Origin of the sequence: Curtobacterium sp. L1-20, assembly GCF_048755855.1 — a bacterium.
In the GTDB taxonomy this organism is placed as follows: domain Bacteria; phylum Actinomycetota; class Actinomycetes; order Actinomycetales; family Microbacteriaceae; genus Curtobacterium.
This window is the reverse complement of sequence record NZ_CP151473.1, coordinates 1,149,777-1,175,259: the sequence shown is the minus strand read 5'-3', so window position 1 is coordinate 1,175,259 and position 25,483 is coordinate 1,149,777. Positions and strand designations below refer to the sequence as shown.

The window sequence follows — 25,483 nt, the reverse complement described above, 5'->3', positions numbered from 1 at the left end:
GGTCCCGCGGCCGGGTTACCGTTGTCGGGATGAGGTCAGGCCGTCGCACGCTGCTCGCGCTCGTCGCCGCGGTGGTGGCGCTCGGCGTCGTGGCGTCGTGCAGCTCGGACCCGGTCGGGGACGAGAACCGGACCGTCACCGGCGACCCCGTCATCTACCCGCTCTCGCTGCGGTACCACGGGATCGACGTCGTCGCCGACGTGCCGTACGGGAGCGACCCGCTGCAGCGGCTGGACGTGTGCCTGCCTGCGGACAGCGCGCCGGACACCTCGGCGACGCCGAGCGCGGCGAGCACGCCGGCGGCGGGTGCGACCGGCACGCCGACGCCGACCGCGACCGACGCGGCCGGAAGCGCCGCCGGCACCGGCACCGCCGAACGCGCCGGAGCCGTCCGCCCGGCGATCGGGGCGCGTCCCGCCGTCCTCATGATCCACGGCGGCAGCTGGTCCCACGGCGACAAGGCCACCGCGGCGTACCGGTCCGTGTGCCAGTACCTCGCCTCGCAGGGCTTCGTCACCTTCAACGTGGACTACCGGCTCGCGCCCACGGACCCGTTCCCCGCCGGCCTCGACGACGTGCGGCGCGCGCTCGACTGGGTGTTCCGTCCGACGACCCTCGCCACCTACGACGTGGACCGCACCCGCGTCGGCGTCTTCGGCGGCAGCGCGGGCGGCAACCTGGCGGCCATGCTCGCCGTCACCGACCACGACTCCACCGCCTACGCCGAGGGCGACCGCATCCGCGCGGTCGTCGATCTCAGCGGTCCGACGAACCTCACCACGCGGTCGACCCGGTCCGACGGGGTGTCCGCGGCGTTCCAGCGGAAGCAGCTGCTGTACCTGGGGTGCCGGACCTACCAGGACTGCCCGGCCGCGACCCGTGCCTCGCCGGAGTACCACGTCACCGCGGACACCGCACCGTTCTTCATCGGGCACTCGACGGACGAGTTCATCCCGCTGTGGGAGTCGCAGGAGTTCGCCGCGACCCTCCGGCAGCACGACGTCCCCGTCACGTTCGTGGCCGTCGAGGGGACGGCGCACTCCATCGCGCAGCTCGACGAGGCGATGAGCAGACGCGTGGTGACGTTCCTGCAGCGCCGGCTCGGCTGAGCGCTGCGGACGTGCCCCGCCCGGGTGGCACCCGGAGTCGGGACTGCCGCCGAGCACCGCACCCGACGAGACTTCCCGGGTGACCGACACCTCGACCCGCCCTGCACGCGCCGCTGCCACCCGTTGGGAACGGCACTCCCCGCTGCAGACGCTCGCCGAGCTGTCCCTCGGCCTGTCGTTCACCGCGACGGTGGCCTTCGGCGGCTACGCAGCCGCGACCGGCCAGCTCGCCGTCGTCTCGCAGGTCGCCGCGGTGGCGTTCCTGGTGACCCTGACGTGCGTCGTCGTGTCGTGGTTCCGCGCCGTCGAGCGCGAGGACGTGCCCGCCCGCGCTTCCGAGCGTCGGACCACGACGCCGACCGCGGTGCCGTCGACCGACGCCATCGCGGCGATCGACGCCGAGTACCGCCGCTAGCAACCCCGACCGGCGCCGCTGGCGACGACCGGTCCAGCGGCACGGTCCGGCGGCACGGTCCGCGAGGCTAGGCGCCTGCCGAGGCCTGCCGCTCCGCGCGCCGCATCACCCTGGCCTGCTTCCGGGTGAGACCGGCGGCGATCCGCTGCGCGTTCCGCTCCCGGGCGCCCTCGACCACGGCGTACAGCGCCGGCAGCACCACGAGGGTGAGCAGGGTCGACGACACGAGCCCGCCGATCACCACGAGGGCGAGCGGCTGCGAGATGAACCCGCCCTTCCCGGTGAGCCCGACGGCCATCGGCAGGAGCGCGAAGATCGTCGCGAGCGCCGTCATCAGGATCGGCCGGAGGCGTCGGGTCGCGCCCTCGACCAGGGCCTCGCGCACGGGGAGTCCCCGCCTGCGGTACTGGTTGACGAGGTCGATCAGCACGATGGCGTTCGTCACGACGATGCCGACGAGCATCAGGACACCGATGAGCGAGGCGACCCCGATCGGGATGCCCGACACGATCTGCAGCAGGATCGCGCCGGTCGCCGCGAACGGCACCGAGACGAGCAGCAGGAGCGGCTGGAGCAGGCTCCGGAACGTCGCGACCATCACCACGTAGACGATGAGGATCGCGACGAGCGCGGCGAGCAACAGCTGGCTGAACGCCGACGACTGGCTCGACGCGACGCCGCCGATCGAGGCCGACGCACCGCGGGGCAGGTCGAGCGCGTCGACGGCGGCGGTGACGGACTGCACGGCCGCGCCGAGGTTCGTCGCGTCCGGGGTGACCGTGATCGTCGCGGTGCGGACGGCGTCCGAGGTGGTGACGGTCGTCGGTCCCTCGGCCTCCTCGATCGTGGCGACGTCCGACAGCGGGACCGGTCCGGTCGCGGTGGGGATCGACAGGCCGCGCAGGGCCGCGGACGTCGTCGGCGGCTCCGCGTCGGCGATGTACACGTCGAGCGAGGCGTCGTCGATCTCGACGGTCCCGGTGTCCTGCGGGGAGACGGCGGCCGCGACGATCCCGCCGACCTGCGTCTCGGTCAGACCGCGAGCCGCTGCCTTCGCCCGGTCCACCTTGACGGCCAGGTACGGCTCCGCCGAGGACAGGTTGCTCGTCGCCGCGGTGGTGTCGTCGACCTTCCGCATCTCGCGCAGCACCTGGTCGGCCGCGGTCCGGAGCCCCGCCTGCGTCGGCGCGGTGACGTCGACCTCGATGTCGCTGCTGCCACCGAAGCCCCCGCCTGCGGAGGAGACCGTGATCTCGCCCGGGTCGAGTGCGTCGAGCCGCTTCCGGGTGTCCGCCTGGATGCGCTCCTGGTCGGCCCCGGAGTCGGTCGTCACGGCGTACTGGATGGACGCGCTGGCGCCGCCGCCGAAGGCCGCCTGGATGGACTGCCCGCTCGTGCCGATGGTGGTCTGCACGGTGTCGACGCCGTCGACGGCCCGGAGCTGCCGCTCGACCCTGCGGGCCGCGTCGGACTGCACGGCGAGGCTGGACCCCGGGTCGAGGTCCTGCGTCACGGTGAAGGTGTTCTGGCCGGAGTCGCCGAGGTAGTTCGTCTTCACGAACGGCAGCGCCGCGGCGGTGCCGCCGAGTACCAGCACCGCCAGCACCAGGACGGCCCACGGGACGCGGAGGACCCAGCGCAGCACCGGCTGGTACGCGCGGCGGAGCCGGTCCGGGGCGGACGCGTCGTGCAGGTCCGCCGCGGACGCGAGCGCCCCGGTCGTCGCGGAGGAGCCGGGAGGCGCGGTGCCGACGGGTGCGTCGGTACCGGTCCCCGGGACGGCCGCGTCCGGGCCCTCCGCCGTCGGCGCCGTCCGTCCGTCGTGCTTGTGCGCCTTCGGCGCACGGAGGAACCAGTACGCGAGCACCGGCACGATCGTCAGCGCGACGAGGAGCGACGCGATCAGCGCCATCGTGACGGTCAGCGCGAAGGGACGGAACAGCTCGCCGACGAGCTCGGCGACGAACGCCACCGGCAGGAAGACGACGACCGTGGTCAGGGTCGAGGCCGTCACCGCGCCCGCGACCTCGCGCACGCCGTCGAGCACGGCCTGCCTCCGGTCGACGCCCGGCTGCAGGTGTCGCTTGATGTTCTCGATGACGACGATGGAGTCGTCGACGACACGTCCGATCGCGATCGTCAGGGCGGCGAGCGTGATGATGTTCAGCGTGTAGTCGGCGGCCCGCATGCCGATGGCGGCGAGCAGCACCGACGTCGGGATCGAGATGGCGGTGACGATCGTCGAGCGGACGGACAGCAGGAACAGCAGGATCACGACGACGGCGAAGCCGAGGCCGAGCAGCCCCTCCTCGGCCAGGGAGTCGATGGACTGCTGGATGTAGGGCGCCTGGTCGAACACGACGGTGACGTCCGGGTCGCCGGTGATCTTCTTCTCGATCCCCGGCAGGGCGTCCCGCACGGCCGTCGACACGTCGACGGTGTTCGCCTCCTGCGTCTTCGTGATCGCGATGGTCAGGGCCTGCTCGCCGTCCACGCGGCTGATCGAGGTGCGCGGGGACTCCTCGATTGCGACCTTCGCGACGTCGCCGATGGTCGTCGCGCTCGTGCCACCGGTGAGGGGCAGCGCCTCGATGTCGGCGAGCGAGGCGATCCGGGCGCCGGTCTGCACCGAAAGGGTCTTGCCGTCCTGGGTGACCGTGCCGCCGGGGATGAGCGTGCCGTTGTCGTCGAGGGCGTCCGAGATCGCCGTCCGGTCGAGGCCGCGTGCCGTGAGCTCGGCGGTGTCGGGCGTGACGACGACGCGGCGGCCCGGGTTGCCGAAGACGTCCGCCTCGCGCACCCCGTCGAGCTTCTCGAGGTCGGGGATCGCCGTCGCGTTCAACCGGTCGACGAGCTGCTCCTGGTCTCCCTTCGCCGACACGGCCAGCTGGATCACCGGCAGGTCGTCAAAGGACCCGGTGACGATCTGGGTCTGCACGGAGTCGGGCAGGGACAGTGCGTTGACCGCCGTCTGGATCTTGTCCTCGGCGCTGGCGAGGTTGGACCCGTAGTCGAAGGACGCCGACACGACGCTCTGCCCGGTCGACGACGTCGCCGTGGTGGACTCGAGGTTGGGCACGACCTGGATGGCCTGCTCGATCTTCGTCGAGACGTCGTTCGAGACGACCTCCGGCGTGGCCCCCGGGTACGCGCTGACGATGGCGACCTGCGGGAACTGGACGCTGGGGATGAGTTCCTGCTTGAGGCTCGTCAGCGCGATCCCGCCGAACACCGCGACGACGATCGTGACGAGCGCGATGAGGGCTCGGTTGCGGAGGCTGAAGACCGAGAGGAGGTGCACGGTCCGATCCTTGCAGGGGGATCCCGTGCGTGGGGCCGATCAGCCGGATCCCGGGACGTGCCCGCTCACCCGCCGAGGGCCAGGTACACCGCCAGCACGCCGACCGAGCCGACGACGCCGGTCCCGAGCGCCAGGACCCTGCGGCCCGCCGTCCGCGCCGTGAGCACGGCGACGAGCAGCACGGCGACCCCCGCCAGGATCTCCACCACCCACGTCACCGTGCCCGTGGTCGCCGCGACCTGGAGCAGGGCCCGGACGCCCTCGCCGACGAGCACGGCCGCCGTCACGCCCAGCGCGGGTCCACGCCACCGGGTGTCACGGGCGCGGACCGACACGGCGACCGCACCGGCGAGCAGTCCGGCGGGGACGCCGAGCAGGACCCACGGGTTCGTGATCGACAGGACGTCCGGGAACCCGCGGAGGTTCGACGTCGCCCAGTACCCGACGTGCATGAGCTCGAGGAGGACCACCCCGAGGACCATCGCCAGCGGCAGCGCGGCCCGACCGGCTCGCACGCCGGCGAGCAGGCAGAGCGCCCCGGCGACGACGAACCAGGGGCCGGCGGCGTTCGCGAGGGACGACAGCCCGGGCACCGCCTGCCCGAACGAGGTGAGCACACCGGCGAGCAGGGCGCCGGTGAGCGCGATGGACACCCGGGCCGCGGCCGGCACGGCGTGCGCGGGGCCGTCGGGGACGGCGGTCGGAGCGGCGGAGCGGACGACTGGCGTGGTCATGCCCCCAGGGTCCCGGTCCGACCGGTCACCGCGCGTCACCCTCCGGAGCGAAATGTCGGACCCGGTCTCACCCCGCAGGATGACGGCGGTCAGACCACGGCGGCGAGCGACCCGCGGACCCCGGCGCCGTCCCCGCCGATCCGGGACCACGACCGTTCCAGCACGTCGACCAGCCGCACGCGGTCCGCCGGCGCCATCGTGAACGGCACGCGGAGGAACCGCTCGAACCCGCCGTCCGGGCCGAACACCCCGCCGGACGCGAGCACCACGCCCTCGGAGCGCGCGGCGAGCACGAGCGCGCTCGACACCGGCCGCCCGAGCCCGACCCACGTCGTCAGGCCCCCGGCCGGCGACGGGACGTCCCACTCGGGGAGTCGCGTCCGCAACGCGGCCACCACCTCGTCGCGACCCTGGCGCAGGGAGGCGCGCCGCGCCTCCAGGACGGCCGCCGTGCGCGGGACCAGCTCCCGCGCGACCAGCTGGTCGAGCACCGGCGTGCCGAGGTCGCCCGTCGGGCGGGCGAGGAGCAGGCGCTGCAGCAGCTCCGGTTCGGCGCGGATCCAACCGATCCGCAGGCCGCCCCAGAAGACCTTGGCGGCGGAGCCGATCATCACGACCGGGCCACCGGACGCAGCGAGCGGTGGCGACGGCGTCCCGTCGATGCGGAGTTCCCCCATCGTCTCGTCGGCGATCACGGTGGTGCCCACCGTCGCGGCGACGGAGACCAGCACCTCGCGGGTCGACGCCGCCATGGTCGCCCCGGTCGGGTTGTGCAGCTCGGGCATGACGTAGGCGACGGCCGGCGCGGTGCGACGCAGCGTGGTCTCGAGTGCGGCGGCGTCCCAGCCCGTCCGTGCGTCCACGGGCACGCCGACGAGCCGGCCGCCGGCCTCGCGGAAGGCCTCGTGCGCGTGCGGGTACGTCGGGGACTCCACGAGCACCGCGTCGCCGCGGCGCACGAGGACCCGGGCGAGCAACGCGATCGCGTGCTGCGCGCCGATGGTGACCACGATCTGGGACGGGTCCGTCGGCAGTCCCCGTTCCGTGTAGCGGTCGGCGACGGCGGCGCGGAGCCCCGGGTCGCCCACGGTGTCGTACCCGATGCCGGCGAGCGCCGCGGGGACGTGGCGGGTCGCCCGTTCGACGGCGTCGGCGACGCCCGGGGCGGCGTGCAGCGCGGCCTTCCGCAGGTCGAGCACGTCGTCCGCGACCACACCACCGAGGCGTTCGGGGTCGGGACGGCCGATCAGCCCGACCGGCAGGCGGACGACGCTCCCGGAGCCGCGCACGGAGACCAGGAACCCGTCCTCGCGCAGGCGGGCGTAGGCGTTCGCGACGGTCGTGCGCGAGACACCGAGTGCGGCGGCCAGACCGCGCTCGGCCGGGAGCCGGACGCCCTGGGGGATGCGGCCGTCGATGACGAGGACACGGACCGCGTCGGAGAGCGCCTCGTACGCCGGGGCGTCCGTGCCCGCGCGCCAGTCGGTGAGCAGGAGCGCGGCGGATCGGGAGCTGAGGAGGACCGGGGGCACGGATCCACCGTAGCCGGATTGGCTCTCGACGGGCAGTCCAATCCGGAGCGACCATCGACGCATGTCCCGCTCCACCGCTCTCGTCCTCCGGACCGCGCAGCTCGTCGTCGGCCTGTTCCTCTACGGCGCCGCCACCGCGCTGCAGGTCCGCGCAGTGGTCGGGGTCTCGTCGTGGACCGTCCTCACGGAGGGCCTCGAGCACGTGCTGCCGTGGTCGTTCGGCGTCGTCACCGTGGTGTCGAGCGGGGTGATCCTGCTCCTCTGGATCCCGCTCCGCCAGAAGCCGGGCATCGGCACGCTCCTCAACGCCCTGGCGATCGGGCCGTCCGCCGACCTCGTGCTCTGGCTGGTCCCGACGCCGTCGGAGCTGGTCGGCCGAGTGCTGCTGTTCGTCGCCGGGCTGGCGCTGCTGGCCCTCGCGACGGCGTGCTACATCGGCGCCGGGTTCGGCACCGGTGCGCGCGACGGCCTGATGGTCGGCGTGCACGAACGCTTCGGGTGGCCGCTCTGGCTCGCCCGCACCGTGATCGAGCTCACCGTCGTCGGCGTCGGCTGGCTCCTCGGCGGCGACGTCGGCGTCGGCACGGTCGTCGCCGCGTTCGCGATCGGCCCGGTGGTGCAGCCGCTCATGCCACTGTTCCGCCGGCTGCCGTGGTCCCCTGGTCGCGACGGGAGCGCACCGGCTAGGGTCGCGCCATGCGACTCGGAGTGTCCTCCTACAGCTACGCCCGCTCCCTCGGTCGAGGTGCGCTGACCATCTTCGACGTCGTCGACCGCGTCGCGGACGCGGGCGGCGAGCACCTGGAGATCGCGGCCGGCGGGTTCGGCGACGACCTGCCGCGCCAGCCGGAGCTCGTCGACCGGATCCGGGAGCACGCCGCGGCGCGCGGCGTCGGGCTCGCGAACCACGTGATCGGCGCGGACTTCTCGGACCCGGAGACCGTCGAGGCCGAGGTCGCCCGGGTGCACGACCACCTCGACGTGGCGCACCGGCTCGGCATCACCCGGTTCCGGCACGACGTGGTCCCGTGGGCCTGGCGCGACGCCGACCACGCCGACTTCGAGCGGGTGCTCGCACAGGTGGTCCCGGTCTGCCGTGCCGTCGCGGAGCACGCGTCGACGCTCGGCATCACCACGATGGTCGAGAACCACGGCTTCGCGTTCAACGACAGCGAGCGCATCCTGCGGCTCGTGCACGAGGTCGACCATCCCTCCTTCCGCACCCTGCTCGACGTCGGCAACTTCGTCTGCCTCGACGACGACCCGCTCCGCGCCGTCCAACGGACCCTGCCGGTCGCCGCCGTCGTGCACCTCAAGGACTTCCTGGTGCGCGAGACGCCGCCGCTCGCGGACGGTTGGTTGACCACGCTCGCCGGGCGCGCGGTGCTCGGCACGGTCGTCGGACACGGGGATCTGCCGCTGGGGCGGATCATGGAACGCATCGTCGCGAGCGGGTTCGACGGGCCGCTGTCGATCGAGTTCGAGGGGCTGGAGGACGACGTCGACGCGGTCGAGCGGGGACTCGCGAACGCGCGCCGCCTGTGGGCGTCGGCCGGCGGTTCCTGAGACGACCACCCGACGGTCGGGCCAGCCCCGCTGGTCCGGACGCACCGCTGACGGACGGGAGGCGCGTGGCGGCCCGCCACGCGCCTCCCGTCCGTCACGGGTCGGGTCAGACGGACCGCACTGCCACGGTCGTACCGGTCGCCGCCGACTCCTGCGCCGCCAGCACGATCGCCAGGGTGCGCAGACCGACGGCCGCGTCGGGCTGCGGCTGTTCCCCGCTGCGGACCGCGGCCACGAAGGTCTCCAGCATCGCCTGGTCGAAGTCCGGCCCGTACGGCAGGACGACGGAGCGCCCGCTCGCGGCGTCGAGACCCCGCACGCTCGGCCGGAAGAAGTCGACGTCGACCGATCCCTCCGAGCCGACCACGGTGAGCGCGAGCCCACCCCAGGTCGGCGACGTGTCCGGCCGGCTCCACGAGCAGTCGATCGCGGCGATCGTGCCGTCCGCGTAGGTGATCGTCACCAGGCCCGCGGTCTCGGCCTGCGCCCGCGCTGCGTGCAGCACCCGGTTCGTGACGGCCGTGACCGTCACCGCGGGCGTGCCGTCGAGGAGCTCGTCGAGCAGGTCCGCGATGTGCACGACGTGGTCGACGATCGCACCGCCACCGGACAGCTCGGGCTCGGTGAACCACGACCGGGTGAGCGGCAGCATGCCGTTGTTCGCACCACGCACCGCGACGAGCTCGCCGAGTCGTCCTGCACGCTTCGTCGCCGCCAGCCGCGCGAACGTCCCCGAGAAGCGGACCGGGAAGGCGACCATGAGCAGCACGCCCGCCTCCTCGGCGGCAGCACGCATCGCCAGGCCGTCCTCCCACGTGGTGGCGAGCGGCTTCTCGCAGAGCACGTGCGCACCGGCGGCTGCGGCCTGCTCGACGAGACCGCGGTGCCGGGCGTTCTCGCTCGTCACCACGACGGCGTCGACACCCTGGGCGAGGAGCTCCTCGACCGAGTCCACGTACGCGACGCCGAGCGCTTCGGCGAGGTCGCGGCCGCGCAGGTCCACCAGGTCGGTCCCGGTGGACGAGCCGTCCGGGTCGGTGCCGACGACCTCGACGTCGGGCATCGCCCGCAGTGCCGCCAGGTACGAGATCGCGTGCGTGTGCGCGAAGGACAGCACGCCGATGCGCAGGGCGGTCATACCCGTGCCCCCTGCTGCTCGAGGTCGACCGGCTGCCCGGTCTCCACGGAGCGGAGCGCCGCGTTCACGATCCGCACCGCGGTCGCACCGTCCTCGGCCGACACCCGCGGGACGGCACCGCCCTGGAACGCCCCGAGGTACTCGCGGATCTCGAGGAAGTAGGGGTCCTCGGTGGGGTCGAGCTCGGGCAGGTCACCGCCGACGGCTTCCTCGTCGAGGAGCTCGGCAGTGTAGTTCCGCTCGGCGCGGGAGTCGTGCGACAGGGTGCCCAGGGTGCCCGTGGCCGAGAACTCGGTGACGAACGGCAGGTGCGCCGGTCCCCAGATGCCCGCGACGTGGCTGATCGCGCCCGACGCGTGCGTGAGCAGGACGTGGGCCGCCTCGACCGGGTGGTCGACCGTGCCCTTCCGGACGTGCACCGCGCTGACCCGGACGACCTCGCCGGCGATCCACCGGGCGATGTCCAGGTCGTGGATCATCTGGTCCATGATGATGCCGCCGGAGAGCTCCGGGTCGGCGAACCAGGCCGAACGCGTCGGGAACCCACCGGAGCGCACGAAGCGCAGGACGGCGAGTTCGCCGAGCTGCCCGGCGTCGACCGCGGCCTTGAGGCGCACGTACTCCGGGAAGTACCGCACGACGTGCGCCGGGTAGAGCTGCCGGCCCGCCTCGTGCGCGAGCCGGACGAGGTCGTCCGCGTCCGCGTCGGTGCGGGCGAGGGGCTTCTCGCTGATGACGTCCTTGCCTGCGGCGAGTGCGGCGCGCACGACCTCGGCGTGCGCGTAGGTCGGCACCACCACGTCCACGACGTCGACGCGTGCGAGGAGTTCGTCGAGCGAGCCGACCACCTCACCGCCGTGCGCGGCCACGAGTTCCTCGGCGCCGACCTCGGAGTGGACGACGACGTCACCGATGCGGAGCAGGTTCGGCAGGTGGGCGTGCGCGATCACCCCCGCGCCGACGAGGCCGATCCGGAGTCGCTGAGCGGTCATGGGGTCCTCCTGGTTCCGTGGGCTGGTGCTGGGTCGGTGTGCGGCGCTCCGGCGGCGGCCCCGGTCGGGAGCGTCGCGGCGGCGGTCCGGGCGAGCAGGTCGGCACCGGCGAGACCGGCCCCGGCCCCCGCGAGCGACTGCTCGATGCGGGGCGGTGGGCGCCAGCCGAGCCGCGCGTCGACCGCGGTACGGAGCGGTCCGAGCAGTCGTTCGCCGGACTCGCCGAGTCCCCCGCCGACGACCACGACGGCAGGGTCGAGCACCGCGGCGAGGATCGCGACGCCGGCGGCGAGCGCGTCGACGGCGTCGGCCCAGACGGCGGCGGCGACCGGGTCGGTGTCGACGGCGGCGGCGATCTCGTCGGTGCCGCCGTCGATCGTGCCGCCGGCCGCGCGGTACCGGCGTCGGATGTTCCGGGCGGAGGCGTAGGCCTCGACGCACCCGCGCTGGCCGCAGGTGCACGGTTCGCCGCCGGGTCGCACGCAGACGTGACCGACCTCGCCGGCACCGCCCGCGGCACCGGTCACGAGTCGACCGTCGACCACCAGGCTGGCCGAGACACCGGTGCCGATGGGGATGAAGACGAGCTCGTCGACGTCACGGCCGGCCGCCGCACGCGCGGCGATCTCGGCGGTGGCCGCGGCCCGGGCGTCGTGCGCCACGGCGACGGGCACGCCGTACCGCGCGCGGAGCAACCCGGCGAGGGGCAGGTCGCGCCAGTCGAGGTTGACCGCGACGACGACCGTCCCGGCGCCGGAGTCGACGACGCCCGGTGTGCAGAGGCCGATCGCCGCGAGCGGGCGTCCGGTGCTCGCCGCGGCGGCGGTCAGCCGGTCGACGACGGCGACCACCGCGGCGAACGCCGGCCCGCCGACGGTGCCCTCCTCGGCACCGGTGTCCGCCGCGTCCGCACCGAAGGTCGGGACCACGACGCGGTCGAGCACGACGTCCCCGGCGCGCACGACGCCCTTCACGGTCGTGCCGCCCACGTCGACGGCGACGACGGCTCCGTGTTCCCCGTGGCCCGGAGCGGGGGCGCGGTCGCTCATGCGGTCCGCTCCGCGGCCGTCCGGACGAGCTCGTCGATCCGGGTCGGCGCGAGGACCTCGTCGAGGGCGAGCACGGTCGCGCCGCGGATGCCGGCGTCCCGGGGGGACCGACTCGCGCGGACGTCGAGCGCGTCGGCGACCATCGGCAGGCACGACCGGTAGAGCTCGCCGCGGATGGTCGCGACGAGCACCGACGAGGCCGACATCGCGCCGGCGAACACGACGTCGCTCGGGTTGCAGAAGTTCACGATCCCGGCGAGCACCCGCCCGATGTGCTCACCGGCACGGCGGAGCTCGTCCAGGACGACGGCGTCCCCCTGGGCGGCGAGCGCCAGGACGTCGCCGGTGCCGACCACGGTGCGGCCGGCGGCGCGGAGGCGGGCGGCGACGGCCCCGCCGGAGGCCACCGACTCGAGGCAGTCCGGGACGCCGCACGTGCAGCCGATCGCGGCCTCGCCGTCCACCGGGGTGTGGCTGAGCTCCCCCGCGGCGCCGCTCACCCCGCGGTGGAGTCGGCCGTCGAGCAGGACGCCCGCACCGATGCGGGTGCCGAGCTTCACCGCGACGAGGGTGCTCGTCCGGTCCGGCTCCGGGCGTTCGGACAGCGCGATGAGGTTGGCGTCGTTCTCGACGAGCACCGGGGCGTCGGTGTGCTCGGCGAACAGCTCGGGCAGCACGGCGCCGTGCCAGGAGGGCTCGAACGAGGGCGTCGCGATGCTGCCGCCGGGGTAGGACACCGGCGCGGGGACGCTGATCGCGGCGCCGCGGAACCGTGCCCTGTCGAGGCCGCTGTCGTCGGCGAGTTCGACGAACCGTTCCCAGAGCGCCGCGACGGCCGCTCGCGGGCCGGCCTCGACCGGGATCGGGCCGGCGCCGTGCTCGAGGTCGTCCGTGTCGACGATCACCGTCCCCGCGAGGTCGGTGAGCACGATCCGGACGTGGTGCGCGCCGAGGTCGGCAGCGGCGACGAACCCGGCGTCGGCGACCAGCTCGAGGCGTCGGGCGCGACGGCCGCCGCGCGACCCCTCGGCACCGCTCTCGCGGACGAGCCCGAGGGACGTCAGCGCGTCGACGCGCGCCGACGCCGTCGACGGGGCGAGTCCGGTGCTCCGGGCAATGCTCGAGCGCGACGTCGTGTCCGAGACGCGGATGAGGCGCAGGACGGCACCGGGTGAACCCGGACTCCATGCCATGTCCTGGAAGTGCTGGTCGTGCATGCCGTCACTGTACCGACGAAACGGTCGATCACCGAACAAAGTCCGACGGAATTCGACTGTTTACTTTTGGAGATCGAACGGTAATGTGCTCGAAACACCTGATTCCTAGCGTTCAACGAGGAGCCGAAGAGGGAGGTCCGCATGACGAGTGCGGTTCAGGAACAGACCAGGGTGGCCGGCCGCGGTCGACGGTCGTCCGTCGCGGACGCCAGCCGGATGGAACGTCGCGAGGGCCGCGCCGGGTACGTGCTGATCGCCCCGACGACGGTGCTGCTGGCGCTCTTCTACCTGTACCCGTTGGCGCAGACGGTCTTCTACTCGTTCACCGCGTGGAACCCCGCCTCCGGCGAGACCAACGGGTTCGTCGGGCTGTCGAACTTCACCGGGTTGTTCCGCGACGGGGAGTTCGTCCGCGCTGCCGGCAACACCGCGCTCTACGTGGTGGTGGTCGTGCCGGTGACGATGGCACTCGGCCTGTTCTTCGCGGCACTGCTCGCACAGCCGTTCCGCGGTCGGGGCGTCTACCGCGCCCTGCTGTTCGTGCCGTACATCGCCCCGGTCGTCGGCAGCGCCCTCATCTTCAGCTTCATCCTGTCGCCGCTCGGCGGCCTGGTGAACGGTGTGGTCACGGCACTCGGGGCACCCCCGATCGGCTTCCTGACCTCAGAGCCGTGGGCACTGATCTCGGTGATCGTGTTCTCGATCTGGCAGGGCGTCGGCTACACGATGATCATCTACTCGGCAGCGCTCACCAACATCCCGGCGTCGTACATGGAGGCGGCGACGCTCGACGGCGCCGGGCCCGTCCGGCGGTTCTTCTCGATCTCGCTCCCCCTGGTCGCACCGACCACGGGCTTCCTCGCGATCACCGGCGTCATCGGGGCACTGCAGGTGTTCACGCAGGTCTACGTCCTGACCCAGGGCGGCCCGATCAACTCGAGCGAGACGATCCTCTACTACATCTACAACCAGGGCTTCGTGTTCTTCCACGGCGGCTCGGCCAGCGCCGCCGCCGTGATCCTGCTCATCGTCGGCATCCTCGTCGCGGTCGTCCAGCTGCGGGTCATCAACCGCCGCGACCCCATCGAGCTGAACTAGGAGCGCACCGTGACCCAGATCGCATCCCGCGCCCACCCGTCGGACGCACGCCGCGCCTCCCGTCCGCACCGCAGCCGACCGTTCGGCGTGCTGTTCCGGAAGCACTCCCCCGCCGTCCTGCGGCACGTCATCCTGATCATCGCGGTCGTCCTGTTCTTCGGCCCGTTCCTCTGGATGCTGCTCACCAGCTTCAAGTCCTCGGAGGAGGCCCTCGCGTTCCCGCCGAGCTTCTTCCCGAAGCAGTGGGAGCTGTCGAACTACACCGACATCTTCACGGTGGCGCCGTTCGGCCTGTACTACTTCAACTCGACGGTCGTGGCGATCGCGACGACCGCCGGTCAGATCGTGACGAGCCTCGCAGCCGGGTTCGCGTTCTCGCGGCTGAAGTTCCCGGGCAAGAACATCGTGTTCCTCGTCCTGCTCGCGGCGCTCCTCGTGCCCTTCGAGGTCGTCTTCACGCCGCTGATCACCCTGCTGTCCTCGCTCCACTGGCTGAACAGCTACCAGGGCCTCATCGTCCCGAACATCCCGTCGATCCTCGGCACCTTCCTCTTCCGGCAGTTCTTCACCTCGTTCCCGAGCGAGATCGAGGACGCGAGCCGCGTCGACGGCGCGGGGGTGTGGCGTCGGATGTGGTCGGTCGTGACGCCGATGGCCACCCCGATGATCGGCTCCTTCGCGGTGCTGTCCTTCGTCTACAACTGGAACAACTTCTTCTTCCAGTTCCTCGTGGCGTCGCGGACCGAGTTCTTCACGGTGTCGGTCGGCCTCACGCAGCTGCAGTCCACGAACGCGAGCCAGAGCTTCAACCTGCTGATGGCCGGTTCGACGCTGGCGATCCTGCCCGTCTTCGTCGTCTTCATCATCTTCCAGAAGCAGATCGTGTCGGCGATGGCCGGCGGTCTGCGCTGACCCGCCACCACCGCCCCCGCTCCACCCCTCCCCCGCTCCACCGAAGTCCGAGAAAGGACGATCTCATGCGCAAGCGACTGCTCGGTGTCACGGCCCTCGCCGTCGGCGCCGCACTGGCCCTGTCCGGGTGCTCCGGCGGGTCCGTCACCGGCAACTCCGGCGGCAGCGGCGGCAAGACCACGATCACGGTCTGGCACAACTACACCGGCCCGCAGGCCACTGAGGTGAAGAAGCTCATCGACGAGTACAACGCCTCGCAGGACAAGATCGAGGTCCAGCCGCAGTACGCCGCCTCGTCGGACCAGTTCGACGCGAAGCTCATCAACGCCCTGAAGAACGACACCGGGCCGGACATGGTCCTCGGCGACAGCACGCCGCAGCAGACCGGCGAGGTCATCCAGACCGGCAAGGTGCTGCCGCTCGAGGACTACCTTTCCAGCGGATCCATCACGAAGGACTCCTTCACCGAGGGCATGCTCTCCACCGGCGAGTTCGACGGCAAGCAGTACACGCTGCCGACGGACATCGGCGACTACGCCGTCGTCTACAACAAGCAGATGTTCGAGGAGGCGGGCATCACCGACACCCCGACCACCTGGGCCGAACTCGCCGCCGACGCGAAGAAGCTCACCAAGGGCACGACGCAGTACGGCGCGTACCTGCCCATCGGCACCGGCGAGTGGCCGGTCTTCACCTGGCAGTCGATGCTGTGGGGTGCCGGCGGCGACTTCCTGAACGAGGACAACACGAAGGTCGAGTTCAACAGCGACGCCGGCGTGAAGGCCCTGACCGCCTGGACCGACATGCTCGAGGACGGCTCCGCGTACCCGCAGTCGCTCCTGACCTCGTCGACGAACGGCGCCGTCCCCGCCCTGACGTCGAAGAAGGCCGCCATGGCGATCACCGGCGCCTACGACCTGTCCACCATCGACAGCACCCTCGGCAAGAAGAACGTCGGCGTGTTCGCCCTGCCGGGGATCGAGAAGCCTGCGATGAACCTCGGCACGAACAACTCGTACCTCATCAAGACGACCAAGGCGAAGCAGGACGCGTCCTGGAAGTTCATGCAGTGGTGGCTCAGCCCCGAGACCGAGGCGAAGTGGGACATCGGCACCGGTCTGCTGCCGGCCAACACGGCCACGTCGGACAACGCGACCTGGAAGAAGTACCTCGACGACAACCCGCGCCTGAAGGCCTTCGCCGACGAGCTCGAGTACGCCAAGGCCCGTCCGTCGATCACCGCCTACGGCGAGGTGAGCGCCGCCCTGTCCACGCAGCTGCAGTCCGCGATGCTGCTGAAGACCAGCCCGAAGGACGCGCTCGACGCCGCCGCCGAGAAGGCGCAGGCAGCGCTGGACTCCGCGAAGTAGCCCGCCCTGACCCGCACCAGCGGCCCCGCACCCGACCCGGGTGCGGGGCCGCCGTCCGTCCGGACCCCGGTCGCCGGTCGCCGGTCGCTGGTCGGCTGTCGCCTGTCGCCGATCCGTTCGTGACACGCGGCCGATCGCGATGTATCGTGAGTTCCACCAGACGCGATACATCGCGAGTAGGAGGCACCATCATGGCCCAGGAGAAATGGCTCGTCGACGAGCCGAAGGTGATCGACACCGGGATCGTCCGCGCGCTCCGCGTGGGGCTCGCCGGCGGTCAGGTCGACATCGTCGCCCACGACGAGCCGACCGCCCGCATCGAGGTCCACAGCGTGTCCGGCAAGCCGCTCAAGATCGAACTCGACGGCGACACGCTCACCATCGACCACCCGCAGATCCGGTGGGACGACCCGCTCGGCTTCCTCCGGTCGTTCCGCGGCACGGCCCGCGCCGACGTCAGTGTGCTGGTCCCCCGCGACGCGGGCGTGACCGTCGGCGTCGTCTCGGCCGGCACCCTGCTCTCCGGCACGAACCGCGGCGCCACGCTGAACACCGTCTCCGGCGACGTCGTCGTGGACGAACTGGCCGGCGACCTCACGGTCAACGCCGTGTCGGGCACCACGACGATCCGGCGACTCGACGGCGCACTCACCGTGCACACCGTCTCCGGTGACGTCGTGGCCACCGGCGAGATCCCCCGTTTCTCGGCGGACGGCGTCTCCGCGGACGTCGTGCTCGACCTGCAGGGCACCCCCGACTCGGCCCGCGTGAACACCGTCTCGGGATCGGTCAGCGTCCGGCTCGAGGACGGCGTCGCCTACCGCTGCACGGTCGGCACGGCCACGGGCAAGCTGCAGTTCGACGACTCCGAGATCCGCGGGGTCCGCGGCTCGTACGTCAAGCAGGGCGGCGAGCTCTCCGGACAGTGGCTCGACCTGAAGGTGAACTCGGTGTCCGGCGACGTGGCGGTGCTGCACGCTCCGCCGACCGCGCCCGAGACCCCGTCCCCGTCGACCTCCACCGACGACGGCGAGGTCCGGTCATGAGCCCCGTCTTCGCGCACGGCCACCTGCGCCTGTACCTGCTCGTCCTGCTGGCCGACCACCCGATGCACGGGTACGAGGTCATCCAGGCCCTCGGCGACCGCTTCGGCGGCACCTACGTCCCGAGCGCCGGCACCGTGTACCCGCGGCTGTCCAAGCTCGAGGAGGACGGCCTCGTCTCGAAGTCGGCCGACGGCCGCAAGACGGTCTACGCGATCACCGAGGCCGGCCGCGCCGAGCTCGACGCCCGGGCCGACGAGATCGCCGCGGTCGAGAACGGCGTCAACGACTCGGTGAAGACCCTGGCGGACGGCGTCCGCGCCTCCGTGGGCGAGGCCATGCGGTCGCTCCGCGCCGACCTCGCCGCGAGCGCGCAGGCTCCCCGCGGGCAGACCGCCGACGAACCGGTCGACGTGCCGTCCGAGGGAGCGCGTGCGCTCCGCGAGGTCGAGATGGTCCTGTCGTCGTTCCGGCAGCAGATCCGTGCGGACCTGCGTCGCCGCGCGACGCGCGGGTCGCTCACCGGGGAGACCGTGACCCGGCTGCGGGACGGCCTGGAGGCGCTGCGCCGGTCCCTCTGACGGCGGCCGGCCGACAGGCGGTGGCGATCCGCGCCTCCGGGCCGGTGGGAGCGCTGGTCGGGCGATCCGCGCCTCCGGGCCGGTGAGAGCGCTGGTCGGGCGATCCGCGCCTCCGGGCCGGTGAGAGCGCGGATCGCCGTTCCGCGCCCGCGGACCGCTGGAGGCGCGGAACCGGTCCGCCGTCAGGTCGGCCGGTGGCGGCCACCTCGTCGCTCCCCCGCGTCGGCAGCCCAGTGCTCCTCGACCTCCTGACCGGACCGGGTCCGGTCGAACCCGTCGAACGCGTCCGTCGTCGTCATCTCCCGACCCTCCTGGATCCGCGTGATGGTGGTGCGCACCGCGGCGAGCTGTCGGGCGACGCGGTCGCGCTCCCGCTCGAGCAACGCGACGTGTGCGGTGAGCGCGGCCACGTCGTCCGGCTCGGCGTCCAGGACCCGACGGATCGCCGGCAGCCCCAGACCGAGCCCGCGGAGCAGCAGGATCCGCTGCAGCCGGACGAGCGCCCGGTCGTCGTAGCGCCGCAGTCCGCCCTCGCCGACGGCGGTCGCCGGGAGCAGTCCGACGGCGTCGTAGTGCCGCAGCGCCCGACTCGTCACGCCGGTGGCACGCGACACGGCCACGATGGTGTGCGGGGCTTTCGCAGAGAGACCTTCGGTTCCTGTCGGTGTGCTCATGCCGACCACGGTAGTGGTTGACGTGGCGTCAACCGCACGGGGCGGAGCGCGGGTGATCGTGGTGTGTCGGGGCCGATCAGGAATACCGCGCGGACAGCTCGTGTTGACTCCGGGTCCGAACTGAGTAGGTTTGCCGCTCGTGACGAACGAGATCCGGTCGTTGAAAGCACGACTGATCGGGGATCCCCTCCCCTCCGAGAAGCTCGAAGGACAGCTCCTCCCGAAGCACCTGGCCCTGCCGATCTTCGCGAGCGACCCACTGTCCTCCGTGGCGTACGCGCCGCAGGAACTCCTGATGATCCTGCTGCTCGGCGGGATGTCGTTCCTGACCTTCGCGCCCTGGGTGGCCGCCCTCGTCGTGCTCCTCCTGCTGGTGGTCGTCGCGTCCTACCGCCAGCTCATCAAGGCGTACCCGTCCGGCGGCGGCGACTACGAGGTCGCACACCGGAACCTCGGCGAGAAGGCCGGGCTGATCGTGGCGTCGGCACTGCTCGTCGACTACGTCATGACCGTGGCCGTGTCGGTGGCGTCGGGCGTGGACAACATCATCTCCGCGCTGCCCGTGCTCAACGAGTTCCGGGTGGAGCTCGCGCTGCTCTTCGTCGTCCTGCTCGCGGCGGCCAACCTGCGGGGCGTGCGGGAGTCGAGCAAGGCCTTCGCCGTCCCGACCTACCTGTTCGTCACGTCGGTGTTCGTGATGGTCGTCACCGGGCTGGTGCGCGTCGCCGCGGGCAACGCCCCCGTCGCCGAGTCCGCGGCCTACACCGTGCAGAACGTCGAGCACACGACCCAGGCGGCGTTCATCCTGCTGCTGCTCCGCGCCTTCGCGTCCGGCTGCTCGGCCCTGACCGGCGTCGAGGCGATCGCGAACGGCGTGCCCGCCTTCCGACGCCCCAAGGTGAAGAACGCGCAGATGACACTGGTGTTCATGGGCGGCATCGCCATCGTCCTGTTCGTCGGCCTCATCACCCTCGCGCTCGTGTCCCGCGTGCACTACGCCGAACGGGCGTGCGACCTGCAGGGCTTCGCCGACTGCGCGACGACCCCGCAGCGCTCCCTCATCGCCCAGATCGCGGCGGCGACGTTCGGGGACAACTCGGTGCTGTTCTTCGTCATCCAGGCGACGACCGCCGCCGTGCTGCTGCTGGCCGCGAACACGGCGTTCAACGGCTTCCCCCTGCTCGGGTCGATCCTCGCCCGGGACTCGTACGCGCCCAAGGCCCTGTCCACCCGGGGCGACCGGCTCATCTACTCGAACGGCGTCATCGTGCTCGCGCTCGTGGCGGCCGCGCTGCTCATCGTCTACCGGGCGAACGTCACGAGCCTCATCCAGCTCTACATCATCGGCGTGTTCGTGTCGTTCACGCTGGGGCAGAGCGGGATGGTGCGGCACTGGACACGGTTGCTGCGCGAGGACCGGAACGGCACCGCGGCGGAGCCCGTCCACCGTGGCCAGGTGTACCGCTCACTCACCATCAACGCGATCGGTGCGACGTTCACCTTCGTCGTCCTGGTCATCGTGACCATCACGAAGTTCACCCACGGCGCGTGGCTCGTGTTCGTGATCATGCCCGTCCTGTTCGTCCTCATGCTCGGCGTGAACCGGTACTACCGGGACGTCTCGCACGAGATCGAGGCGGACGTCGAGACGCAGTTCGGCGCCACCGGCGACCACGCGATCGTGCTCGTCAACAAGCTGCAGAAGCCGGTCCTCAAGGCACTCGACTACGCGATCGCGGCGAAGCACGCGAGCTTCGAGGCGGTGCACGTCGCCATCGACGATGCCGACGCCGCACGGCTGCGCGCCCAGTGGGCCGAGCACGGCATCGAGGTGCCGCTCACCATCGTGCCGAGCCCGTACCGCGACATCTCGATGCCGCTCATCAAGTACATCAAGGCGCACCGGATGGAGCACGGCTCCGAGGTCGTCACGGTGTACACCCCGATCTTCATCGTCGGGCACTGGTGGGAGTCCCTCCTGCACAACCACCGCGGTCGGCGGATCCGGAAGAAGCTCCTGCTCGTGCACGGCGTCACGGTCGCACTCGTGCCGTGGCTGCTCGACTCGTCCGAACTGCTCTACGGCCGGCGGTCCCGTCCGCTCCCCGGTCAGGAGCGCCGCGGCGAGCCGATCCGCCCCGCCCTCCGCCGCTCCCCCGAGGGCGTCTTCCACCACGACGCGCAGGACGACCGCCTCCTCCGCTCGGCCCAGCGCAACAGCCTGCAGCCACGACGCGCGACGCGGCCGGCCGGCCCTGCCGAGGGCGTCGACCCGGCCCTGTGCACGGGCGAGGTGCACGCCCTCGTGCCCGCGTCGCCGCGGGGCGACGGCCGTGCGTCGTGACGGTGACCCGTCGTACCATCTGACGTCATGACGATCTCCGACCTGCGCACCTTCGCGACGTTCGACGGGCACGGCGGCAAGGTCTCGAAGCGCGTCGAGGTGCTCGACCACGAGCCGACCGTCGGCGGCCCCTACGAGGGGCTCGTCGCGGTCCGGGGCGAGCACCCCCTCGGCGCGATCGACGAGCGCGCCGCCGACGAGTCGGCCGCACTCGCCCGTGGCACGGAGAGCATCGGCTGGGTCGACCCGGCGACCCTCCGCGACTGGTACCGACCGGACCGCGTCGTGATCAGCCGGATGGAGGCCCGCCGGTCCGGCATCGAGCCGGGCACCTACGCCGACTCACGCGGTCGCGGACGGGTCCGGATCGACGGTCTGGAGGCGCGACTCGCCCCCGACGGCCGGCCCGCCTTCCGGGCACTGGCCGGTCCGGCCGAGGCGCCGGTCGCGGACGTCCCCCTGCCGACGGACCAGGCGGTCCGACTCGTCGCCGTCCGCCCCGTCGACGACGGTCTCGAGATCGTCACGGCGCCGGTGTCGCCGTTCCTCTCGCCCGGCCGCTACCCGGACCTCGCCGACGACGTCGTCGGGTTGCCGCCACGGGAGTCCGTCGGGCACGTCGAGGTACGCGCCGCCGTGCTGCTCGACGGCGAGCTGCACGAGGTCGACCGGGTGGACGAGCGGGCGGCGACGATCTGGATCCGGCGCGGCGACCGGAGCGTCCCGATCGCGGTGAGCTCGGTCGGTCCGGACCTGGTGCGCTACACGGCCGTCCCGGCCTGATCCCGGCCTGGTCCCGGCCTGGTCCCGTACCGTCCGGGGACGGCTGTCCGGGGGCACGGTCCATGACGGCAGTCCGGGGCGCGGTCCGGGGACGGCTGTCCGGGGGCGCGGTCGGGGGACGACTGTCAGGGGGCGCGGTCGGGGGACGACTGTCAGGGGGCGCGGTCGGGGGACGACTGTCAGGGGGCGCGGTCGGGGGTGCGGCGTAGCGTCCACCGCATGAGCGATGCAGACCTGAACCAGACCCCGCCGGCCGGCGCGGACCACTCGCAGGAGACCCTCGGCGGTCCCCGCCCCGACCCGTCGACCGACGCCAGCAAGGACCCCGAGGACTGGGTGACCGGCGACGAGCCGATGACCGGTCCGCAGCGGAGCTACCTCGACACCCTCGCGCGCGAAGCCGGCGAGGAACTCCCTGCCGACCTCAGCAAGGCCGAGGCGTCCGAGCACATCGACCGCCTGCAGCAGCAGACCGGTCGCGGCGCCGGTTCCTGACCGACCACCGACGCGGACCCGCTGCCCGATCCTGGGCGCGGGTCCGTTCCGCTTCGGGCGGCTGATCCGCCGTCGCCTCGGCGCTGCGCCGTGCCGGGTCGGGCGGGATCAGGCGTCGGCGGCTGCGAGGGCATCCACCACCTGGCGCGCGATCCGCCGACCGGCGCGGTTCGCCCCGATGGTCGACGCCTGCGGCCCGTACCCGGCGAGGAACAGCCTCGGTTCGTCGACGGAACGGCCGTCCTCGACGACGACCCCACCGGCCGCGGTGCGCAGGTGCAGGGGCGCGAGGTGCCGGAGGTCGGCCCGGAAGCCCGTCGCCCACAGCACCGCATCGGCGTGCACGTGCTCCCCGTCCGCCGTCACCACCCCCGTCTCGTCGAGCCGCGAGAACATCGGCGACTCACGCAGCACGCCGCGGTCGATCCCGGAGCGGATCCGTCGCGTCACCGGCACCCCGGTGCCGCTCACGATGCTCGGCAGCGCCTCGCCGGCCCGGGCCGCACGGTCCTGCTCGTCGACGGCGGACACCGCTGCCTCGACGTCGAGCGCCGAGGTCTCCGACCACACCATCGGGCGCCGCGTGAACCACCGCGTCCGTGCGGCCACACCGTCGAGCTCGAGCAGGAAGCCGATCGCGCTCGTGCCGCCGCCCACGACCACCACGTCCTGCCCGGCGAAGTCCGCGGCACTGCGGTACTCGGTCGTGTCCAGCTGACGCCCACGGAAGACGTCCCGACCCGGGTACCACGGCAGGAACGGCGTGCCCCACGTGCCCGAGGCGTTCACGACGACGTCCGCGGTGATCCGGCGCTCCCCACCGTCGGCGGCCCGGACCACCACGCAGAGGCCGGACGACCCGCGACCCGCGTCGCCGGACCCGATGCGTGAAACGGACGACACCGCGACGGGCCGCCGCACGCGCAGGTCGTAGTGCTGCTCGAAGCGGCGGTAGTACTCGCCCACGACGTCGCGCGCCGGCCGGGAACGGTCGGCGTCGTCGAATCGGAGCCCCATCGCGTTCATCCCGGGCAGGTCGTGGACGCGGTGCGCGGCGCCCAGCCTGAGCGCCTCCCACCGGAACTGCCACGCCCCGCCGGTGCTCGCTGCACGGTCGAGGATCACGAGGTCCTCCCCCGGGGTCAGCCCGAGGCGTCGCAGGTGGTATCCCACCGAGAGCCCCGCCTGCCCCGCGCCGATCACCACGACGCGGGCGTGCTGATCGGCTGGGGTCGGGGCGTCGTCTGTCATCACTTCGATTCTGCTGGGGGCGAGGCCGTCGCGGCGACGTCCAGATCGGGGTACATGGTAGAGTGATCGGCAGATTTCCAACCACGAAACCGTTCGGTTCCCCGGGTGACTCCTCGCCCGCCAGGACCGGACCAGAGCCGATCACGAGGGGGTCACGCATGGGGCGCGGCCGTCAGAAGGCAAAGCACACCAAGGTCGCCCGGGAGCTGAAGTACTTCAGTCCGGAGACGAACTACGGTGCGCTCGAACGCGAGCTCTCCGCCGGGCAGCACTCGGACGAGAACTCCTACGTCGACCGCTGGGCAGACCAATACGGTGATGACCAGTACGACGACGGGGACGAGCTCGGAACCCAACAGGACCAGAACAAGTCCGCCTGACCCGGCCGGGCCGCTCCGACGGCTCACCGACGACGCCGCGCACCCCTCGGGGAGCGCGGCGTCTCGTCGTGCGCGCGGCCCGAACACGCCCGCGTCGACGCCGTGGGCTGATGCCGACGCCGACGCGGAACGACAACGCCGATGTCGTACGACAGCGGTCTCGTCGTCGCCGCGCGTGTGCAACAGTCCGCGCGTGCAACCGGCGACAACGCCGAAGTCGTACGACAGCGGTCTCGTCGTTGCCCCGCGTGCGCAACAGTCCGCGCATGCAACCGGCGACAGGGTCGATGTCGCACGACATCGACCATGTCGTTCTGGGTCAGCGAGCGCGTCCCGGTGCCCGGACCCGAGCTCGCCGGCACGGCACAGCAGCGCGCAGCGCCTCAGCCCGCGTAGGACCCCACGAGCCGCACCGCGCCGCCGTCGACGCCCTTCGCGCCCTGCTCGAACCCGTCGAGGTCGCGCGCAGTGGTCGAGATCGTCCCGACGCTCCACGAGGCGAGCCCCGCGGCACCGAGCGAGGCGATGACGTCCGACGCCGCCGCGGCCGAGACGACGGCGAACATGCCGATGCCGAGGTTCCACGTCCCCTCGGTGTCCTCGATCGGGGTCCCCGCCATGTCGGCGAGCACGCGGAAGACGGGCAGGGGCTCCCACGTGGAGCGGTCGACTTCGACCCAGGACCCGACGGGCAGCACGCGGGCGAGGTTCGCCGCGATGCCGCCGCCCGTGACGTGCGAGAGCGAGTGCACGGCACCCGGGTGCTGCTCGATGAGCGACAGCAGCGGCGACGTGTAGAGGCGGGTGGGCTCGAGCAGGGCTTCCCCGACCAGGCCACCGAGTTCCGGCAGCGTGTCGGTGAAGCCGACGCCGCGCGAGGACAGGACGTGCCGGACGAGCGAGTACCCGTTCGAGTGCAGCCCGGAGGACGCGATCGCCACGACGACGTCGCCGTCCTGCACCAGGTGCGCGCCGAGCTGCGACCCGGCCTCGACCGCGCCGACCGCAGCACCGGCCACGTCGTAGTCGTCCGGCCCGAGCAGACCCGGGTGCTCCGCGGTCTCGCCGCCCACGAGGGCGGTGCCGGTGTCGGCGCAGCCGCGGGCGATCCCCGCCACGATGTCCGCGATGCGGGCGGGCACGACCCGACCGCAGGCGATGTAGTCCGTCATGAAGAGCGGCTTCGCGCCGACCACGACGATGTCGTCGACGACCATGCCGACGAGGTCCTGCCCGATGGTGTCGTGCTTGTCGATCGCCTGCGCGATGGCGACCTTCGTGCCGACCCCGTCGGTCGAGGTCGCGAGGAGCGGTCGTTCGAAGTCCTTCAGGAACGAGACGTCGTACAACCCCGCGAACCCGCCCACACCACCCAGCACGGAGGCGTTGTGCGTCGCCGCGACGGCGGACTTCATGAGCTCGACCGCGAGGTCACCGGCAGCGGTGTCGACGCCGGCCTCTGCGTACGGGTTGGGCATGCGTAGTCCTCCGCTAGGGCA

23 protein-coding genes are annotated in these 25,483 nt (G+C 72.4%); 13 read left to right on the top strand and 10 right to left on the bottom strand.

The features are described from left to right. The first annotated feature begins 29 nt into the window (after positions 1-29). Positions 30-1,109 carry an alpha/beta hydrolase gene (locus tag AAEP86_RS07100; protein ID WP_420369840.1) on the top strand — a complete coding sequence of 360 codons (1,080 nt, stop codon included), beginning with the start codon at positions 30-32 and terminating at the stop codon, positions 1,107-1,109. Between the two features lie 79 nt (positions 1,110-1,188). Further along, the gene (locus tag AAEP86_RS07095; protein WP_420369839.1) at positions 1,189-1,524 is read left to right on the top strand and encodes a hypothetical protein; all 336 of its coding nucleotides are present in this window, start codon (positions 1,189-1,191) and stop codon (positions 1,522-1,524) included. A 67-nt stretch (positions 1,525-1,591) separates the two neighbouring features. Here AAEP86_RS07095 and AAEP86_RS07090 read toward each other — a convergent pair whose 3' ends face one another. The 3 genes from AAEP86_RS07090 to AAEP86_RS07080 all read right to left on the bottom strand — a co-directional run bounded on the left by AAEP86_RS07090 (position 1,592) and on the right by AAEP86_RS07080 (position 7,091). Continuing rightward, complete coding sequence (locus AAEP86_RS07090) at positions 1,592-4,825, bottom strand: efflux RND transporter permease subunit (protein ID WP_420369838.1); 3,234 nt, start codon at positions 4,823-4,825, stop codon at positions 1,592-1,594. A gap of 65 nt (positions 4,826-4,890) precedes the next feature. Beyond that, positions 4,891-5,559 carry a DUF6518 family protein gene (locus AAEP86_RS07085; protein WP_420369837.1) on the bottom strand — a complete coding sequence of 223 codons (669 nt, stop codon included), beginning with the start codon at positions 5,557-5,559 and terminating at the stop codon, positions 4,891-4,893. An 89-nt stretch (positions 5,560-5,648) separates the two neighbouring features. Continuing rightward, positions 5,649-7,091 (bottom strand): PLP-dependent aminotransferase family protein, encoded by a 1,443-nt coding sequence (locus AAEP86_RS07080; protein WP_420369836.1) that lies wholly within the window; start codon positions 7,089-7,091, stop codon positions 5,649-5,651. Positions 7,092-7,152: 61 nt separating this feature from the next. Here AAEP86_RS07080 and AAEP86_RS07075 point away from each other — a divergent pair, with 61 nt between their 5' ends. Both AAEP86_RS07075 and AAEP86_RS07070 read left to right on the top strand, forming a co-directional pair. Beyond that, on the top strand, positions 7,153-7,845 hold the full coding sequence (locus AAEP86_RS07075; protein WP_420369835.1) for a YczE/YyaS/YitT family protein: 693 nt from the start codon (positions 7,153-7,155) through the stop codon (positions 7,843-7,845). Further along, positions 7,788-8,657, top strand: a complete 870-nt coding sequence (locus AAEP86_RS07070; RefSeq protein ID WP_420369834.1) for a sugar phosphate isomerase/epimerase family protein — start codon at positions 7,788-7,790, stop codon at positions 8,655-8,657. Before AAEP86_RS07075 ends, AAEP86_RS07070 begins: the two co-directional genes overlap by 58 nt. A gap of 106 nt (positions 8,658-8,763) precedes the next feature. Here the strand turns inward: AAEP86_RS07070 and AAEP86_RS07065 are convergent, their stop codons facing one another. The 4 genes from AAEP86_RS07065 to AAEP86_RS07050 are packed head-to-tail and all read right to left on the bottom strand — an operon-like array spanning position 8,764 to position 13,053. Further along, the gene (locus AAEP86_RS07065) at positions 8,764-9,795 is read right to left on the bottom strand and encodes a Gfo/Idh/MocA family protein (protein WP_420369833.1); all 1,032 of its coding nucleotides are present in this window, start codon (positions 9,793-9,795) and stop codon (positions 8,764-8,766) included. Next, positions 9,792-10,787, bottom strand: coding sequence for a Gfo/Idh/MocA family protein (locus AAEP86_RS07060; protein ID WP_420369832.1), 996 nt, complete (start codon positions 10,785-10,787; stop codon positions 9,792-9,794). Before AAEP86_RS07060 ends, AAEP86_RS07065 begins: the two co-directional genes overlap by 4 nt. Continuing rightward, positions 10,784-11,836, bottom strand: coding sequence for an ROK family protein (locus AAEP86_RS07055; RefSeq protein WP_420369831.1), 1,053 nt, complete (start codon positions 11,834-11,836; stop codon positions 10,784-10,786). Before AAEP86_RS07055 ends, AAEP86_RS07060 begins: the two co-directional genes overlap by 4 nt. Then, positions 11,833-13,053 carry an ROK family transcriptional regulator gene (locus AAEP86_RS07050; RefSeq protein WP_420369830.1) on the bottom strand — a complete coding sequence of 407 codons (1,221 nt, stop codon included), beginning with the start codon at positions 13,051-13,053 and terminating at the stop codon, positions 11,833-11,835. The genes AAEP86_RS07055 and AAEP86_RS07050 overlap by 4 nt, the downstream gene beginning before the upstream one ends. A gap of 141 nt (positions 13,054-13,194) precedes the next feature. Between AAEP86_RS07050 and AAEP86_RS07045 the strand changes: the two genes are divergently transcribed. The 5 genes from AAEP86_RS07045 to AAEP86_RS07025 all read left to right on the top strand — a co-directional run bounded on the left by AAEP86_RS07045 (position 13,195) and on the right by AAEP86_RS07025 (position 18,057). Next, entirely contained in the window at positions 13,195-14,151 is a 957-nt protein-coding gene (locus AAEP86_RS07045; RefSeq protein WP_420369829.1) for a carbohydrate ABC transporter permease, read from the top strand. A 9-nt stretch (positions 14,152-14,160) separates the two neighbouring features. Continuing rightward, complete coding sequence (locus tag AAEP86_RS07040) at positions 14,161-15,063, top strand: carbohydrate ABC transporter permease (RefSeq protein WP_420369828.1); 903 nt, start codon at positions 14,161-14,163, stop codon at positions 15,061-15,063. 65 nt (positions 15,064-15,128) lie between these two features. Further along, positions 15,129-16,433, top strand: a complete 1,305-nt coding sequence (locus tag AAEP86_RS07035) for an ABC transporter substrate-binding protein (RefSeq protein WP_420369827.1) — start codon at positions 15,129-15,131, stop codon at positions 16,431-16,433. 191 nt (positions 16,434-16,624) lie between these two features. Then, positions 16,625-17,479 (top strand): DUF4097 family beta strand repeat-containing protein, encoded by an 855-nt coding sequence (locus AAEP86_RS07030; RefSeq protein ID WP_420369826.1) that lies wholly within the window; start codon positions 16,625-16,627, stop codon positions 17,477-17,479. Beyond that, positions 17,476-18,057 (top strand): PadR family transcriptional regulator, encoded by a 582-nt coding sequence (locus AAEP86_RS07025; RefSeq protein WP_420369825.1) that lies wholly within the window; start codon positions 17,476-17,478, stop codon positions 18,055-18,057. The genes AAEP86_RS07030 and AAEP86_RS07025 overlap by 4 nt, the downstream gene beginning before the upstream one ends. A gap of 182 nt (positions 18,058-18,239) precedes the next feature. On the opposite strand, the gene AAEP86_RS07020 is transcribed toward AAEP86_RS07025, so the two are convergent. Then, positions 18,240-18,671 (bottom strand): MerR family transcriptional regulator, encoded by a 432-nt coding sequence (locus AAEP86_RS07020; protein ID WP_420369824.1) that lies wholly within the window; start codon positions 18,669-18,671, stop codon positions 18,240-18,242. A gap of 190 nt (positions 18,672-18,861) precedes the next feature. On the opposite strand from AAEP86_RS07020, the gene AAEP86_RS07015 reads away from it, so the two are divergent. From AAEP86_RS07015 to AAEP86_RS07005, 3 genes are all read left to right on the top strand, one after another. Further along, a complete protein-coding gene (locus AAEP86_RS07015) occupies positions 18,862-21,075 on the top strand; it encodes an APC family permease (protein WP_420369823.1) in 2,214 nt (737 codons plus the stop codon). 27 nt (positions 21,076-21,102) lie between these two features. After that, positions 21,103-21,858: a hypothetical protein gene (locus AAEP86_RS07010; RefSeq protein WP_420369822.1), complete on the top strand. Its 756-nt coding sequence runs from the start codon at positions 21,103-21,105 to the stop codon at positions 21,856-21,858. Between the two features lie 219 nt (positions 21,859-22,077). Continuing rightward, positions 22,078-22,353, top strand: a complete 276-nt coding sequence (locus AAEP86_RS07005; RefSeq protein ID WP_420369821.1) for a DUF3072 domain-containing protein — start codon at positions 22,078-22,080, stop codon at positions 22,351-22,353. Positions 22,354-22,461: 108 nt separating this feature from the next. On the opposite strand, the gene AAEP86_RS07000 is transcribed toward AAEP86_RS07005, so the two are convergent. Beyond that, on the bottom strand, positions 22,462-23,604 hold the full coding sequence (locus AAEP86_RS07000; RefSeq protein ID WP_420369820.1) for an NAD(P)-binding domain-containing protein: 1,143 nt from the start codon (positions 23,602-23,604) through the stop codon (positions 22,462-22,464). 158 nt (positions 23,605-23,762) lie between these two features. On the opposite strand from AAEP86_RS07000, the gene AAEP86_RS06995 reads away from it, so the two are divergent. Beyond that, positions 23,763-23,984 (top strand): DUF3073 domain-containing protein, encoded by a 222-nt coding sequence (locus AAEP86_RS06995; protein WP_420369819.1) that lies wholly within the window; start codon positions 23,763-23,765, stop codon positions 23,982-23,984. A 383-nt stretch (positions 23,985-24,367) separates the two neighbouring features. Here AAEP86_RS06995 and purM read toward each other — a convergent pair whose 3' ends face one another. Beyond that, the gene (gene purM / locus AAEP86_RS06990) at positions 24,368-25,462 is read right to left on the bottom strand and encodes a phosphoribosylformylglycinamidine cyclo-ligase (RefSeq protein WP_420369818.1); all 1,095 of its coding nucleotides are present in this window, start codon (positions 25,460-25,462) and stop codon (positions 24,368-24,370) included. Between the last annotated feature and the right edge of the window lie 21 nt (positions 25,463-25,483).

Excerpts from the sequence above, each read along its gene's own strand:
- AAEP86_RS07100 (WP_420369840.1), top strand. The coding sequence starts at position 30 with ATGAGGTCAGGCCGTCGCACGCTGCTCGCGCTCGTCGCCGCGGTGGTG.
- AAEP86_RS07085 (WP_420369837.1), bottom strand. The coding sequence starts at position 5,559 with ATGACCACGCCAGTCGTCCGCTCCGCCGCTCCGACCGCCGTCCCCGAC.
- AAEP86_RS07075 (WP_420369835.1), top strand. The coding sequence starts at position 7,153 with ATGTCCCGCTCCACCGCTCTCGTCCTCCGGACCGCGCAGCTCGTCGTC.
- AAEP86_RS07070 (WP_420369834.1), top strand. The coding sequence starts at position 7,788 with ATGCGACTCGGAGTGTCCTCCTACAGCTACGCCCGCTCCCTCGGTCGA.
- AAEP86_RS07065 (WP_420369833.1), bottom strand. The coding sequence starts at position 9,795 with ATGACCGCCCTGCGCATCGGCGTGCTGTCCTTCGCGCACACGCACGCG.
- AAEP86_RS07060 (WP_420369832.1), bottom strand. The coding sequence starts at position 10,787 with ATGACCGCTCAGCGACTCCGGATCGGCCTCGTCGGCGCGGGGGTGATC.
- AAEP86_RS07055 (WP_420369831.1), bottom strand. The coding sequence starts at position 11,836 with ATGAGCGACCGCGCCCCCGCTCCGGGCCACGGGGAACACGGAGCCGTC.
- AAEP86_RS07050 (WP_420369830.1), bottom strand. The coding sequence starts at position 13,053 with ATGCACGACCAGCACTTCCAGGACATGGCATGGAGTCCGGGTTCACCC.
- AAEP86_RS07045 (WP_420369829.1), top strand. The coding sequence starts at position 13,195 with ATGACGAGTGCGGTTCAGGAACAGACCAGGGTGGCCGGCCGCGGTCGA.
- AAEP86_RS07035 (WP_420369827.1), top strand. The coding sequence starts at position 15,129 with ATGCGCAAGCGACTGCTCGGTGTCACGGCCCTCGCCGTCGGCGCCGCA.
- AAEP86_RS07030 (WP_420369826.1), top strand. The coding sequence starts at position 16,625 with ATGGCCCAGGAGAAATGGCTCGTCGACGAGCCGAAGGTGATCGACACC.
- AAEP86_RS07025 (WP_420369825.1), top strand. The coding sequence starts at position 17,476 with ATGAGCCCCGTCTTCGCGCACGGCCACCTGCGCCTGTACCTGCTCGTC.
- AAEP86_RS07010 (WP_420369822.1), top strand. The coding sequence starts at position 21,103 with ATGACGATCTCCGACCTGCGCACCTTCGCGACGTTCGACGGGCACGGC.
- AAEP86_RS07005 (WP_420369821.1), top strand. The coding sequence starts at position 22,078 with ATGAGCGATGCAGACCTGAACCAGACCCCGCCGGCCGGCGCGGACCAC.
- AAEP86_RS07000 (WP_420369820.1), bottom strand. The coding sequence starts at position 23,604 with ATGACAGACGACGCCCCGACCCCAGCCGATCAGCACGCCCGCGTCGTG.
- AAEP86_RS06995 (WP_420369819.1), top strand. The coding sequence starts at position 23,763 with ATGGGGCGCGGCCGTCAGAAGGCAAAGCACACCAAGGTCGCCCGGGAG.
- purM (WP_420369818.1), bottom strand. The coding sequence starts at position 25,462 with ATGCCCAACCCGTACGCAGAGGCCGGCGTCGACACCGCTGCCGGTGAC.